We start from the raw sequence: 13,487 nt of genomic DNA, 5'->3' as shown, positions 1-13,487 counted from the left end.
CGGGGCGGCCCCGGTGGCGGGGACCAGCAGCCACCGACGCGGGCGCGCACCCGGGCGGGGACGGCGACGCGCCGCCCGGCCCGGCCCGGGACCGCTGCGCCGCACCGCCTTCGGCACGGCCGGACTGCTCTGCCTGGTGCTCGGCACCTCGCTCGCGCTGTCCGGCCGGGAGACCCCGGTGGTGCGGATCGAAGCCTCCGGGCACGGCGCCGGCACCGACACCCCGGCGACCGCCCCGGACACCCCGGGCACCCCGGCCGCGACCGGCACCGCGCCCACCACCCCGAAGCCGTACCCGCCCTCGCCGCCGACCCGGCTGCTGGTCCCCTCCGTCGGGGTGGACGCGCCGGTGACCGGCCTCGGACTGAACCCCGACGGGACGGTCGAGGTGCCGCCGGCCGACCGCGGCCAGGACGTCGGCTGGTACCGCAACGGCCCCTCCCCCGGCGAGACCGGCCCCGCCGTGCTCATCGGGCACTACGACACCGCGCACGGCCCTGCGGTCTTCCAGCAGCTGCCGAAGCTGCGGCCCGGCGAGCTGATCCGGATCCGGCGCGCGGACGGCGGCACCGTGGACTTCAAGGTCCGCACGCTGCTCCAGGCCGCCAAGGACCGCTTCCCGACCGAGCAGGTCTACGGCGACACGCCCGCGCCCGCGCTGCGGCTGATCACCTGCGGCGGGCGGATCGGCTCGGACGGCCACTGGACGGACAACATCATCGTGCTGGCGGACCTGGCCTGACGGCCGCCGGCGACCGGTGGCCGGCGGAACCGGTGACCGCCGGTACCGGTGGCCGGCGGAACCGCCGGCCACCGTCCGCGCGACCTAACCCCAGGGGCGCTGACGGGGAGCCCGACCCGAGGCATCGCCGCAGACCAGGAGGACGAGCACCGACCGTGGCAGCCATACCAGCCCCCCGCCGACGGCCCGGCGCCGTCCCGATGGCCGCCCTGGCAGGCCTGGTCGTCCTCATCGCCCTCGCCACCCTCGCCTTCGGCCGGGCCACCCCCGGAGGCCTGCTCGACCAGGGCCCGGCCAGGACCGTCACCCCGCCGCCGGAGGCCCAGCCGCTCTGGCCGCAGCTGTCCGTCTCCCCCTCGCCGACGGCGACGGCGACGGCGGCCGGTGTCTCCCAGGAGCCGCAGCCCGTACCGGACCTGACCGTCCCCGGGCACGACATCACCGCGGTCGACGTCCGCGCCGTCCTCGCCAGGGACCCGAAGGTGGGCCCGGAGGAGCGGCAGGCGCTCGGTTCCTGCGCCGGCTGCGAGGTCCGCGCCCCCGAGTTCCGCGACCTCACCGGGGACGGGCGGCCCGAACTGATCACCGTCGTCTCCGTCCCGGGACTGGTCGTGCTGCACGTCTACGCACTCGCCGAGGACCGCCTGCTGCCCGTCCTGCGGGTACCGGTCCAGCCGGCGTTCAGCGCCGAGACCATCGGTCCCGACCTGTGGCTGTACGAGCCGATCAGCGCCTACCTCCAGGCCAGTAGCCACTACGAGTGGGACGGGACCAAGCTCGCCCTGAAGGAACGCCGGGACGTGGGCGTCGGCGTGCTCCCGCCCACCGGCCAGGAGCCCGGCCCGCCGGACCCCGCCGCGGCCGAGCCCGGCGCGGTACCGGCGCGGCCCACCGCGCTCCCGCCGAAGCAGTCGGCCCCCAGGCCCCCCATCGCTTCCCCGCGCGCCGTACGGCCCTCCTCCGAGCCCTCCGCCCCCGTCGTGATCCCGGAGCCGAAGCGATGAACCCCGCCACCACCCCCGCGACCGCCACACCTGCGGCCGCCACCCCCGCCGCCCAGCCGCGCATCCTCCTGGTCGAGGACGACGAGGTGATCCGCGAGGCCACCCGGATGGCCCTGGAACGCTACGGCTTCCCGGTCACCACGGCGGCCGACGGCCTGGAGGGGCTGGAGGCCTTCCACGCCGTCCGGCCGGACCTGCTCCTGCTGGACGTCATGCTGCCGCTGCTCGACGGGGTCGGGCTCTGCCGCCGGATCCGGGAGGAGAGCCAGCTGCCGATCCTGATGATGTCGGCCCGGACCGACCCGGTCGACGTGGTCTCCGGGCTGGAGGCCGGGGCGGACGACTACGTGGTCAAGCCCTTCGAGAGCGCCGTCCTGGTCGCCCGGATCCGTACGGTGCTGCGCCGCGTCCGGGTCGTCCCGGCGGCCGACGCCCCGCCGCCGCCGGAGGTGTTCCCCACCGCCGGCGCCGACCCCACGGCCCCCACCGCCACCGCCGCTGCCCCCGCCCCCGCCCCCGCCCCCGCCCCCGTACGAAGCTTCGACGGCCTCCAGGTCGACACCGACAGCATGGAGGTCCGGGTGGACGGCCGCCTCGTCCCGCTCACCCCCACCGAGCTGCGGCTGCTGCTGGAGTTCACCGCCGCGCCCGGCATCGTGCTGGAGCGCTCCACCCTGCTGGAGCGCGTCTGGGACTACGAGTGGGGCGCCGACACCCGGGTCGTGGACGTCCACGTGCAGCGGCTGCGCGCCAAGATCGGCTCCGGCCGGATCGAGACCGTCCGCGGGTTCGGCTACAAGCTGCGGCGCCCGGCATGACCCTGCGCCGCCAGATCGCCACCGCCGTCGCCGCCATCGCCGTCCTGGTCGCGGTGGCCGTCGGCCTGCTGGTCCACCAGGCGATGATCCGTCAGCACGTCGACCAGGCCCGGTCCGCCGCGCTCGCCGTCCTCGACTCCGGCCGGGCCGACTACGAACGCGCCGGCGGCAAGGCGCTCGGCCGGGGCGCCGCCCTGAACGACCCGGCCCTGCCCGACCCGCTGCGCGCCCTCGTCGCCGGCGGCCGGCACGGCTCGCTGCTCGCCGCCGACGGGACGGGCGAGTCGATGTGGGCGGCCCGCCCGGTGCAGGAGGGGGTGCTGTCCGCCCGGGTGGACTTCACCCAGGACCGGCAGGCCATCGCCGACCTGGACCGGATCATCCTGCTCACCGTCGTCGCCGCGGTCTTCACCACCGTGCTGGCCGGCGTGCTGGTCGCCGACCGGATCAGCCGCCGGCTGCGCACCGCGGCCACCGCCGCACGGGGCATCGCGGCCGGCGGGACGGACACCCGGATCGGCGAACTCGTCGACGGCAAGGACGAGGTGGCCGACCTCGCCGCCGCCGTCGACCTGATGTCCCGCACCCTGCACCGCCGCCTGGAGGACGAGCAGCGCTTCACCGCGGACGTCGCCCACGAGCTGCGCACCCCGCTCACCGGGCTGGTCACCGCCGCCGAACTGCTGCCGCCCGGGCGCCCCACCCAGCTGGTGCAGAACCGGGTCCAGGCGCTGCGCGGCCTGGTCGAGGACCTGCTGGAGGTCTCCCGGCTGGACGCGGACGCCGAGTCCCCCGACCTCTCCGCCGTCCCGCTGGAACGCGCGGTGCGCCGCACCGTCACCCTCACCGGACTGGACGTCACCGTCGACATCGCCGCCGACCGGCAGGTCCGCACCGACCTGCGCCGGCTCGACCGCATCCTCGGCAACCTGGTCCTCAACGCCCACCGCCACGGCGCCGGCCCGGTCCAGCTGCACGTCGACGGCCTGCGGATCACCGTCCGCGACCACGGCCCCGGCTACCCCGAGGACATCCTGCGACACGGCCCGCAGCGCTTCCGCACCAACGCCCCCGAACGCGGCCGCGGCCACGGCCTCGGCCTCACCATCGCCACCGGCCACGCCCGCGTCATCGGCGCCGCCCTGACCTTCGCCAACCACCCCGACGGCGGCGCCCTGGCCACCCTCACCCTGCCCCCGGACTGACCCCGGACTGGCCCCGCCAACGCCGAGGGGCCGGCTCGACCACTGTCGAACCGGCCCCTCCCGCACCACGGAGCCCCCTGTCGGGTTCGAACCGACGACCCCCGCTTTACAAGAGCGGTGCTCTGGCCAGCTGAGCTAAGGAGGCACGGTGGCCGTCCGCGACGGATCACGGCGGCACCGGGGGGCAGTCTACCGGGCTCGGGTGACGGGATGGGGGGATATCCAGGGGTTGGTGGGATGGGTGGGCGTGATGGAACCGATGCCGAAATCGGGGCGGGCGGGGGCTGACAAGCGGCGGACGCGCAGGTAGCGTCGCCGGGAGTCGGTTCGCCCAGTGGTTCAGACCACTGGTGGGCCGGCGGAACACCGACAACCCCCTTTACTCGGATCGTCCGGCACGTTCCTGCCGGTGAAGGAGAGCAACGACCATGGCTTCTGTCACGTACGACAAGGCGACCCGCGTCTACCCCGGGGCCACCAAGCCCTCGGTGGACGCGCTGGACCTGGACATCGCGGACGGCGAGTTCCTCGTGCTGGTCGGCCCCTCGGGCTGCGGCAAGTCGACCAGCCTGCGCATGCTGGCCGGCCTGGAGGACGTCAACAGCGGCGCGATCCGGATCGGCGACCGCGACGTCACCCACCTGCCGCCGAAGGACCGGGACATCGCCATGGTGTTCCAGAACTACGCGCTGTACCCGCACATGTCCGTCGCGGACAACATGGGCTTCGCGCTCAAGATCGCCGGCGTGAACAAGGCGGACATCCGTAAGAAGGTCGAGGAGGCCGCGAAGATCCTCGACCTGACCGACTTCCTGGACCGCAAGCCGAAGGCGCTCTCCGGCGGTCAGCGCCAGCGTGTCGCGATGGGCCGCGCGATCGTCCGCGAGCCGCAGGTCTTCCTGATGGACGAGCCGCTGTCGAACCTGGACGCCAAGCTCCGCGTCTCGACCCGTACCCAGATCGCCGGTCTCCAGCGCCGCCTGGGCATCACCACGGTCTACGTCACCCACGACCAGACCGAGGCGCTCACCATGGGCGACCGAGTCGCGGTGCTCAAGGACGGTCTGCTCCAGCAGGTCGACACCCCGCGCAACATGTACGACAAGCCCGCCAACGTCTTCGTCGCCGGCTTCATCGGCTCGCCCGCCATGAACCTGCTGGAGGTGCCGCTGGTGGACGGCGGCGTGAAGTTCGGCGGCTCGGTCGTGCGCGTCTCCCGCGAGGACCTGGCCGGCGCCGGCTCCGACAAGACGGTGACCGTCGGCGTCCGCCCCGAGCACTTCCAGGTCGTCCCGGCGGGCGGCATCGAGGGTGTCGCGGTGACGGTCAACGTGGTCGAGGAGCTCGGCTCGGACGGCTTCGTCTACGGCACCACCCAGATCGCCGGCCAGGACCACGAGCTGGTCGTCCGGGTGCCCGGCCGCGAGATCCCGGCCCGCGGCGAGACCATCCACGTCGTGCCGACCGCCACCGAGACCCACGTGTTCTCCACCAGCACCGGCCTGCGCCTGGGCAACTGACGCGGCACCGGCGAAACGCCACCGAGCCCGTCGGACCCCATGGTCCGGCGGGCTCCGTCGTGCCCCGTGTCAACACGGTGCGGGGACAAAACCGGACACCGTGTCACTCGATGGGGTAACGGAGGGCGATCCTGCCCGCACCCACCGCTACTCTCCTGAGGGTGAAGCAGCTCGTGCGCCGTATCGGCCAGACCGTCGCCCTGACCCTGCCGGTCGTCCTGGTGACCACCGGCACCCTCGCCGTGACCCGGGTCCCCTGGGCCCCGCCGACCGGGCTCGATCAGCAGGTCGTGGCGGCCTCCAGCGGCGACGGCGCGGGGATCGGACGCTCCAGCAACGCGACCGCCGCCTCGGCCAAGGCCCCGGACGGGCTCGCCCCGCAGGAATCGCTGCGAGTGGTGCTGCTGGACGAGCTGCGGGCGAAGAACCCCTCCGCGGCGCTGGACCTGTTGGAGCGCTCGATGCGCGAGCAGCCCTCGCTGACGCCGTACTGCAGCTCGCTGGCCACCGAGCTGGGCAAGGCGGCGGTGCGCAAGTACCAGGGCGACGTCCAGCGGGCCCGCTCCTTCGCCCGTCCGGTCTGCGACGGGGCGTTCGCGGCCGGCGTCGTCGGCTGACGGAAGCCGGAGTGCCCGGGGCCGACGAAGCGAACGAGGCCCGGGGCGGAACGGTGGGGTGGTGGACGGCTCCCGTCCACCGCCCCACCGTTCCGCCCTATTGTTCAGGCATGACCGCTGACTCCGGCCCCATCATCGAACTCCCGTCCGCCCCGCACCCGCAGTCGCCCCGGCCCACCACGACACCCGTGACCCAGGCCGTCATCCTGGCCGGCGGCCAGGGCTCCCGGCTGCGCCCCTACACGGACGACCGCCCGAAGCCGCTGGTCGAGATCCCCGGGACGGGCGTGCCGATCCTCGGCCACCAGCTGGCCTGGCTCGCCGAGGAGGGCGTCACCGACGTCGTGGTCTCCTGCGGGCACCTCGCCGACGTGCTGGAGGAGTGGCTGGACAAGGCCCAGCTCCCGCTGCGGGTCCGCACGGTGGTCGAGGCGGAGCCGCTCGGGCGCGGCGGCGGTCTCAAGTACGCGGCCAAGGCCCTGCCCCGCCCGGAGGAGCCCTGGTACGCCACCAACGGCGACATCTGGACCCGCTTCAGCCTGCGCGAGATGGCCGCCTTCCACCACGAGCGGGACGCCGTCGCGACGCTCGCGCTGGCCCGGCCGCGGATCCCCTGGGGCGCGGTGGAGACCGACCAGTTCGGCAACGTGCTGGACTTCATCGAGGCCCCGCCCTCGCCGTTCCTGATCAACGCCGGCCTGTACGTGTTCAGCCCGGAGTTCGCCGAGCTGCTGCCGGACGTGGGCGACCACGAGCGCACCACCTTCCCCCAGCTCGCCCGCTCCAAGCGGCTGGCGGGCTACCAGCTGCCGCAGGGCGTGTACTGGCGGGCCATCGACACCGCCAAGGACCTCACCGAGGCGGCCAAGGAGCTCGCCTCCGGCGCCGGCCGGACCCGCTAGTCCCCGCTGCCCCCGCCGGCCCTCGGGAAGCTCCCCGGACGACCGAAGGCCGACCCACCGGACGACAGAACCGGACGACAGAACCGGACGACCACGGAACCGGACACCTGACAGCCGGACAACCGCACACGCGCCGACCGGCCGGGCGCTCCCCCGTGGAGCACCCGGCCGACCGGCGTCACCGGGGCCTCAGGTCGCGGTCGGCGCCCCCGGGTAGGAGGACCGGCCACCGGACAGGTCGGCCAGCGGCGCGCTGCCCAGCACCCCGCCGAGCAGCCCGGAGGAGCTCGGGCTGGACTTGGCCGCCCCGCCCGGGCCGCCGGAACCCGGGGTGCCGCGCGACGCGGGCGCGGTGCCCGCCCCGCCGGCCGGCGCGGAGGCGGCCGGCGAGGCGCCGGACCCGGCCTCCGCCTTGCCGGAGTGCTTGCCGCTCGGCGTCGGGGTGGCCGGCTTGGTGGACGGCGTGGCGGACGGGGTGGTCGCGCTCGGTGTGGGGGTGGCCGGGCGCGGGGCGGCGGGTTGGGGCGAGGTGGACGTGCCCTTGCCGCCGGGGGCGCCGGACGGGCCGCCGGACGGCCAGACCGGGGTGCCGTAGTCGGTGGCCGGACGGTCCGGCGCCTGGTGCGCCCGGGCACTGGTGCGGACGGCGGCACCGAGCATCGAGCCGAGCAGCAGGGTCAGGCCGACCACCACCGTGGTGACGACCGCGCCCCGGCGCAGCACCCGGCGGCGCAGCGCCCCGGACGCGTCGGCGCCGAACCGGCGCCAGGCCTCCAGGTTGAGCCGCCCGTCCAGCGAGGCGAACGGCGCCCCGGCGATCAGCAGCGGGCTCCACGCCGCGAGGAAGATCAGGTCCGGGGTGTCGTAGGCCGGGACGGCCCGCCAGCTGACGGTGAACAGCAGCGCGGTGGAGAGCGCCATCGCCGCGCCGGCGGCGAGCCGCTGCCAGAGGCCGAGGACGGTCAGCACGCCGACCACGATCTGGGTGAACGACACCACCAGGCCGGCGCCCACCGGGTGCGCCATGGCGAAGGCCAACAGCGGTTCGGCGACCCTCCACGGGTGCAGCGAGGAGAGCCAGCGCATCATCGAGCCGCGCTCGCCGCCGTCGAAGTACACCGGGTCGCACAGCTTGCTGAACCCGGCGTAGACGGCGAGCGAGCCGAGGACGGCGCGCAGCGGCAGCAGCACCAGGCCGAGGTCGACCCGGCGGCCCGGGTACCAGGGCTGCCTGCCCTCGGCGTCGACGGCGGAGACCTCGGGCAGCTCCCCGCTCGGGGTCCAGCCGTGCGGCTCGCCGATCGGGCCGACGCCCGCGTCGGTGGCGGTGCCGGTGCCCTCGCGGGACTGGCGCGGGAGGGCCCGGACGCCCGCGAGGGAGGGGATCACCTGGGTGTCGGCCTCGATCAGCCGGACGCCGCCCACCGGGGTACCGCCCTGGCGCACCGCTTCCAGCAGCTGGGTGGCCGCGTAGTCCCCGGGGGGTGCCTGCCCGGTCCAGGTGACGGCGGTGACCCGGCCCTTGCGGCGCGGCACGCCGCCGGCCCCCGCTCCGGCCAGCGCCGGGACGGCCCCGGCGGGCACGACGACCTGCGGGGTGACCAGCGGACGGCGGATCAGGCCCTGGTTGGCGTACGGGTCGCCGAACGCGGCGCCGGTGGACAGCAGTCCGGCCGGGGCCTCGATCAGCGGCGCCACCGGGTCCTGGAGCCGGAGCCGGAAGCTCGCCTGGGTGCTGCTGAGCCGCGCCGGGTCCGACTCCACCTTGACGGTGTTGAGGCCGGGGCCCGCGTCTATCCCGGTGCTGCCGTCGCCGAACAGGGGGCGCCGAGGTGTTCTGGTGTCCACGCCCGTCTAACCGGGTGACGGCCGCTTAGGACACTCTCGCGGGTGGATGTCCGGCGGACACTTGAAGTGATCATGAAAAAAGCGATCGGGCCCGGTCGGGGCCCGATCGCCTTCTCTCGGATTGCGGGGAATTCGGAAGATCTCCTGCGCCCCGCGCACCGGCCGTACTCGGCTCAGCCGCACTCCGGAGAACCCGGAACCCCGGACGCCCGGAGAGCCCGGAGAGCCCGGACTACCTCAGCGCTTGGCGCGCAGCCGCGAGGCCTCGTACAGCACGATGCCCGCCGCGACACCGGCGTTCAGCGACTCGGTCAGACCGGACATCGGGATCCGGACGCGCATGTCACAGGTCTCCGAGACCAGTCGGGACAGGCCCTTGCCCTCGCTGCCCGCGACGATCACGACCGGACCGGTCAGCAGCTCCAGGTCGCCGATCTCGGCCTCGCCGTCGGCGGCCAGGCCCACCACCATCAGACCGGCCTTCTGGTAGGCCTCCAGGGCGCGGGTCATGTTGGTGGCCCGGGCGACGGGCAGCCGGGCGGCGGCACCGGAGGAGGTCTTCCAGGCACCGGCGGTCATGCCGGCCGCGCGGCGCTCGGGGATGACCACGCCGTGCGCGCCGAAGGCGGCGGCCGAGCGGACCACGGCGCCCAGGTTGCGCGAGTCGGTCACGCCGTCCAGCGCCATGATCAGCGCGTCCTGGCCCGCGTCGGCGGCGTCCGCCAGCAGGTCCTCGGGGTGCGCGTACTCGTACGGCGGCACCTGGAGGACCAGGCCCTGGTGGTTCATCCCGCCGGTCATCTGGTCCAGCTGGGCGCGCGGGGCCTCCATCAGCGGGATGCCGCGGTCGTTGGCGGCCTGGAAGGCGTCGCGGACCCGGTCGTCGGTGTCGATGAACTGCTGGACGTACAGCGCGTTGGCCGGCACGTCGCCCTGGAGGGCCTCGACCACCGAGTTGCGGCCGAAGACCAGCTCGGCGCTGCCCGCGCCGCCGCGGCCACCGCGACCGCCGGCACCGGACCGGCGCATGCCGGCCCGGGCCTTGGCGTCCCGCTCGCGCTTGATCGCGGCGTTGGCGGCCCGCTGCTTGGGGTGGCCCTTGCGCTCCTCCCCGGGCGGGGTCGGGCCCTTGCCCTGGAGGGCCTTCCGGCTGTGCCCGCCGGTACCGACAGACGCGCCCTTCTTCGATCCGGGGTTGCGGCGGTTCCTGCGCTGGCTGTTGCCGGCCATGGCTGTACTTCCTGTCTGTCCGGCATGCCCCGGCCGCCCCGGTCTGTCCGGTGGCGGCCGACGGCACGCGCTACGTCATGCGGGAGGGCCGCACCGGTCCGGTACGGCCCACCCATCACCCCGATCGTCGGATGGGGTTACTGGCTGTTGATCGTCCAGCGCGGGCCGGACGGGGTGTCCTCGATCGCCAGCCCGGCCAGGCCGAGCTGGTCGCGGATGGCATCCGCGGTGGCGAAGTCCTTGCGCTCGCGCGCCGCCTGCCGCTGGTCCAGGACCAGGCGGACCAGCGAGTCGACCACACCGTGGAGGTCCTCGCCGCGCTCCGTCCCGGCCCAGTGCGGGTCGAGCGGGTCGAGGCCCAGTACACCGAGCATCGCACGGACCTCGGCCAGTCGCGCCACCACGCTCTCCTTGTCGTCCGCGTTCAGGGCGCTGTTGCCCTGGCGGACGGCGGTGTGCACGACGGCCAGCGCCTGCGGCACTCCGAGGTCGTCGTCCATCGCCTCGGCGAAGGCCGGCGGCACCTCGGGCGCCGCGTCGACCGTGCCGCACCGCTCGACGGCGCGCTGGATGAAGCCCTCGATCCGGCCGAAGCCCGCCTCGGCCTCGCGCAGCGACTCCTCGCTGTACTCGATCATCGAGCGGTAGTGCGGGGCCGCCAGGTAGTAGCGGAGCACGATCGGCCGCCACGCCCGGACCATCTCGGAGACCAGCACCGAGTTGCCCAGCGACTTGCTCATCTTCTCGCCGGCCATGGTGACCCAGGCGTTGTGCACCCAGAAGTTGGCGAAGTCGTCGCCGTAGGCCTTGGACTGGGCGATCTCGTTCTCGTGGTGAGGGAAGATCAGGTCCAGCCCGCCGCCGTGGACGTCGAAGGCCTCGCCCAGGTACTTGTGGGCCATCGCCGAGCACTCCAGGTGCCAGCCCGGACGGCCGCGGCCCCACGGGGTCTCCCAGCTCGGCTCGCCCGGCTTGGCGGCCTTCCACATCGCGAAGTCGCGCGGGTCCCGCTTGCCGGTCTCGCCCTCGCCCTCGGGCTGGCGCAGGTCGTCCAGCTTCTGGTTGGAGAGCGCCAGGTACTCGGGGTACGAGCGCACGTCGAAGTAGACGTTGCCGTCGGCCGCGTAGGCGTGGCCCTTCTCGATCAGGCCCCGCATCATCTCGATCATCTCGGGGATGTGCCCGGTGGCCCGCGGCTCGACGGTCGGCGGCAGGCAGCCCAGCGCGTCGTAGCCGTCGTTGAAGGCGCGTTCGTTCTCGTAGCCGATCTGCCACCACGGCGTGCCGAGCTCGCGCTCCTTGGCGATGATCTTGTCGTCGATGTCGGTGACGTTCCGGGCGAAGGTCACCTGGTAGCCGCGGTAGGCGAACCACCGCTGCATGATGTCGAAGTTGAGCCCGGACCGGATGTGCCCGATGTGTGGCGCCGACTGGACGGTAGCGCCGCACAGGTAGATCGAGACACAACCCGGTACAAGCGGGACGAAGTCGCGTACCTGTCGGGTGCTGGTGTCGTACAGACGAATGCTCACAGCGTCAAGCGTAGTGGGCAGTGGGGGGTGCCCCGCCACATTCCCCGGGACAACGGGGGCGTGATCCCGGGGAAGGACGGGCCGCGGGCCCGGGTCAGATGCTGCCGAGCACCTTGTGCGGGGTGAGCCGGACGACCACGCGGACGTCGTCCGGGCCGTCCATCGTGTACTTGTCCTGGCCCATGTACTTGCCGGCCAGCTCGTCGATCAGCTCCCGGCCGCCCTCGGTGGTCATGGTGACCCTGCCGCGCGCCTCCAGGTACTCGTACGGGCTGTCCGCCGGGTTGATCAGGATCGCGATCCGCGGGTCCCGCTCCAGGTTGAGGTGCTTGCGGCGGCCCTGGACGGTGGAGAACAGGATGTCGTCGCCATCGCGCTTGACCCAGACCACGGTGGACTGGGGGCCGCCGTCGGGCTGGATGGTGGAGACCACGGCGAAGCTCCTGGCGTCGAGCAGGGCCTTGGCCCGGTCGGAGAGCTGGGCAGTCACGGATTACCTCTTCTCGTCGGGGTACGGCCCGAGCGGAAACCCGTACGGGCCCGAACCGCACCCTAGCGACTCGGGCCCGTGGGACCCCCGGTGAACACCCGTCAGCAGCGGGTCGCCCCGCCCGCTCACCCGCGAGGGCTCAACGCCGCTCGTACACCAGCGCGGTGGCGATCGCGGCCAGGCCCTCGGCGCGGCCGGTCAGGCCCAGCCCGTCGGTGGTGGTGCCGGAGACGGACACCGGCGCGCCGGCCGCCTCGGACAGCGCGGCCTGCGCCTCGGCCCGGCGCTTGCCGATCTTCGGCCGGACCCCGATCACCTGGACGGCGACGTTGCCGATCTCGAAGCCGGCCTCGCGGACCAGCCGGGCCGCCTCGCCGAGCAGCTTCACCCCGGACGCGCCGGCCCACTCCGGGCGGTCGGTGCCGAAGTGGGCGCCCAGGTCGCCGATCCCGGCGGCCGAGAACAGCGCGTCGCAGGCGGCGTGCGCGGCGACGTCGGCGTCCGAGTGCCCGGAGAGCCCGAACTCGGCGTCCGGCCACTCCAGGCCGGCCACCCGGAGCGGGCGGCCGGCCTCGAAGGCGTGCACGTCGGTGCCGATGCCCACGCGGGGGATCGGCGGGATCTGCGGATCAGTAGGCATCGGCGGCCCTCCTGCGGGCGAGTACGGCCTCGGCGAGCACGAGGTCCAGCGGGCGGGTGACCTTGAACGCCTCCTCGTGGCCGGGCACCACGACGACCTGGCCGCCGTAGCGCTCGACCAGGCCGGCGTCGTCGGTGACCGGCGGCGCGTCGGCGGTGCCCGCGTTCTCCTCGGCCAGCGCCTTGGCGTGCACCTCGGCCAGCGTGGCGCGGTCGAAGCCCTGCGGGGTCTGCACCGCGCGCAGGGTGGCGCGCTCGGGCGTGTCGAGCACCGGCTCGGCCCCGCCCGGGTTCGGCTCGACCCGCTTCACCGTGTCGGCCAGCGGCACCGCGGGCACCACCGCCCGCGCCCCGGCCCGGACGGCGGCCGCGACGGTGTCCACCACCTCGACCGGGACCAGCGGGCGGGCCGCGTCGTGCACCAGCACGACCTCGACGTCCTCCGGGATCGCGGCCAGGCCCAGCCGGACCGACTCCTGGCGGGTCGACCCGCCGGCCACCACACGGATGTCCTTGTCGTCCAGCCCGTGACTGTCCAGCAGGGCGACCACCTCGGCCACCCCGTCGGCGGGCGCGGCGACCACGACCAGGCCGACCGCCCGGCTGCGGGCCAGGGCCCGGACGGCGTGCACCAGGAGCGGCACACCGCCCAGCTCCCGCAGGGCCTTCGGGGCCCCGGGCCCCAGCCGCTCGCCGCGTCCGGCGGCGGGAACCACTGCTGCTGCGACTGCTGCTGACGCGTTCAGGTTTCACTCCTTCGGCGAAGTGGGTATGGCCATGGCGTGCCCGGCGGGCGCACCGGGCCCCTTCCGAAGAGCCATGGTCTACCGCCCCGCCGCACAGCTCCGCAAACTCCGCGCAAGCGGATGCGGAAACGGTCGTGCACGTCCGGGTGTGCTCGGTCGGCCAGGGCTCGGGCGTGGTCCGGACACGCCTCAGC

The 13,487-nt window shown here is 74.4% G+C and carries 13 protein-coding genes and 1 tRNA gene; 7 read left to right on the top strand and 7 right to left on the bottom strand.

What is annotated here, in order from left to right; all coding sequences use genetic code 11:
- The first annotated feature begins 13 nt into the window (after positions 1 to 13).
- The 4 genes from ACFRAR_RS17435 (at position 14) to ACFRAR_RS17420 (ending at position 3,769) form a co-directional block, all read left to right on the top strand.
- Positions 14 to 742 (top strand): class F sortase, encoded by a 729-nt coding sequence (locus ACFRAR_RS17435; RefSeq protein ID WP_380698934.1) that lies wholly within the window; start codon positions 14 to 16, stop codon positions 740 to 742.
- A gap of 155 nt (positions 743 to 897) precedes the next feature.
- On the top strand, positions 898 to 1,746 hold the full coding sequence (locus ACFRAR_RS17430) for a hypothetical protein (RefSeq protein ID WP_380698933.1): 849 nt from the start codon (positions 898 to 900) through the stop codon (positions 1,744 to 1,746).
- Positions 1,743 to 2,564 carry a response regulator gene (locus tag ACFRAR_RS17425; protein WP_380698932.1) on the top strand — a complete coding sequence of 274 codons (822 nt, stop codon included), beginning with the start codon at positions 1,743 to 1,745 and terminating at the stop codon, positions 2,562 to 2,564. Before ACFRAR_RS17430 ends, ACFRAR_RS17425 begins: the two co-directional genes overlap by 4 nt.
- Positions 2,561 to 3,769: a sensor histidine kinase gene (locus ACFRAR_RS17420; protein ID WP_380698931.1), complete on the top strand. Its 1,209-nt coding sequence runs from the start codon at positions 2,561 to 2,563 to the stop codon at positions 3,767 to 3,769. Before ACFRAR_RS17425 ends, ACFRAR_RS17420 begins: the two co-directional genes overlap by 4 nt.
- A gap of 71 nt (positions 3,770 to 3,840) precedes the next feature.
- On the opposite strand, the gene ACFRAR_RS17415 is transcribed toward ACFRAR_RS17420, so the two are convergent.
- Positions 3,841 to 3,914 (bottom strand) — tRNA-Thr (locus ACFRAR_RS17415).
- Between the two features lie 283 nt (positions 3,915 to 4,197).
- Between ACFRAR_RS17415 and ACFRAR_RS17410 the strand changes: the two genes are divergently transcribed.
- The 3 genes from ACFRAR_RS17410 (at position 4,198) to ACFRAR_RS17400 (ending at position 6,808) form a co-directional block, all read left to right on the top strand.
- A complete protein-coding gene (locus tag ACFRAR_RS17410; RefSeq protein WP_380698930.1) occupies positions 4,198 to 5,289 on the top strand; it encodes an ABC transporter ATP-binding protein in 1,092 nt (363 codons plus the stop codon).
- Between the two features lie 161 nt (positions 5,290 to 5,450).
- A complete protein-coding gene (locus tag ACFRAR_RS17405) occupies positions 5,451 to 5,906 on the top strand; it encodes a hypothetical protein (RefSeq protein WP_380698929.1) in 456 nt (151 codons plus the stop codon).
- 110 nt (positions 5,907 to 6,016) lie between these two features.
- A complete protein-coding gene (locus tag ACFRAR_RS17400) occupies positions 6,017 to 6,808 on the top strand; it encodes an NDP-sugar synthase (protein ID WP_380698928.1) in 792 nt (263 codons plus the stop codon).
- Between the two features lie 189 nt (positions 6,809 to 6,997).
- Here ACFRAR_RS17400 and ACFRAR_RS17395 read toward each other — a convergent pair whose 3' ends face one another.
- The 6 genes from ACFRAR_RS17395 to ispD all read right to left on the bottom strand — a co-directional run bounded on the left by ACFRAR_RS17395 (position 6,998) and on the right by ispD (position 13,293).
- Positions 6,998 to 8,656 carry a DoxX family protein gene (locus ACFRAR_RS17395; RefSeq protein WP_380698927.1) on the bottom strand — a complete coding sequence of 553 codons (1,659 nt, stop codon included), beginning with the start codon at positions 8,654 to 8,656 and terminating at the stop codon, positions 6,998 to 7,000.
- 237 nt (positions 8,657 to 8,893) lie between these two features.
- Complete coding sequence (rlmB, locus tag ACFRAR_RS17390; RefSeq protein ID WP_380698926.1) at positions 8,894 to 9,886, bottom strand: 23S rRNA (guanosine(2251)-2'-O)-methyltransferase RlmB; 993 nt, start codon at positions 9,884 to 9,886, stop codon at positions 8,894 to 8,896.
- A 137-nt stretch (positions 9,887 to 10,023) separates the two neighbouring features.
- Positions 10,024 to 11,418, bottom strand: coding sequence for a cysteine--tRNA ligase (gene cysS, locus ACFRAR_RS17385; RefSeq protein ID WP_380698925.1), 1,395 nt, complete (start codon positions 11,416 to 11,418; stop codon positions 10,024 to 10,026).
- A gap of 94 nt (positions 11,419 to 11,512) precedes the next feature.
- Positions 11,513 to 11,908, bottom strand: a complete 396-nt coding sequence (locus ACFRAR_RS17380; protein ID WP_380698924.1) for a PPOX class F420-dependent oxidoreductase — start codon at positions 11,906 to 11,908, stop codon at positions 11,513 to 11,515.
- 139 nt (positions 11,909 to 12,047) lie between these two features.
- Positions 12,048 to 12,548 carry a 2-C-methyl-D-erythritol 2,4-cyclodiphosphate synthase gene (gene ispF / locus ACFRAR_RS17375; RefSeq protein ID WP_380698923.1) on the bottom strand — a complete coding sequence of 167 codons (501 nt, stop codon included), beginning with the start codon at positions 12,546 to 12,548 and terminating at the stop codon, positions 12,048 to 12,050.
- Positions 12,538 to 13,293 carry a 2-C-methyl-D-erythritol 4-phosphate cytidylyltransferase gene (gene ispD, locus ACFRAR_RS17370; protein WP_380698970.1) on the bottom strand — a complete coding sequence of 252 codons (756 nt, stop codon included), beginning with the start codon at positions 13,291 to 13,293 and terminating at the stop codon, positions 12,538 to 12,540. Before ispD ends, ispF begins: the two co-directional genes overlap by 11 nt.
- Positions 13,294 to 13,487 lie beyond the last annotated feature (194 nt).

It is taken from the genome of Kitasatospora sp. NPDC056651, from assembly GCF_042792155.1.
Classification (GTDB): domain Bacteria; phylum Actinomycetota; class Actinomycetes; order Streptomycetales; family Streptomycetaceae; genus Kitasatospora.
Note: the sequence above shows the minus strand (reverse complement) of the source record. Positions and strands in the feature narration are given on the sequence as shown.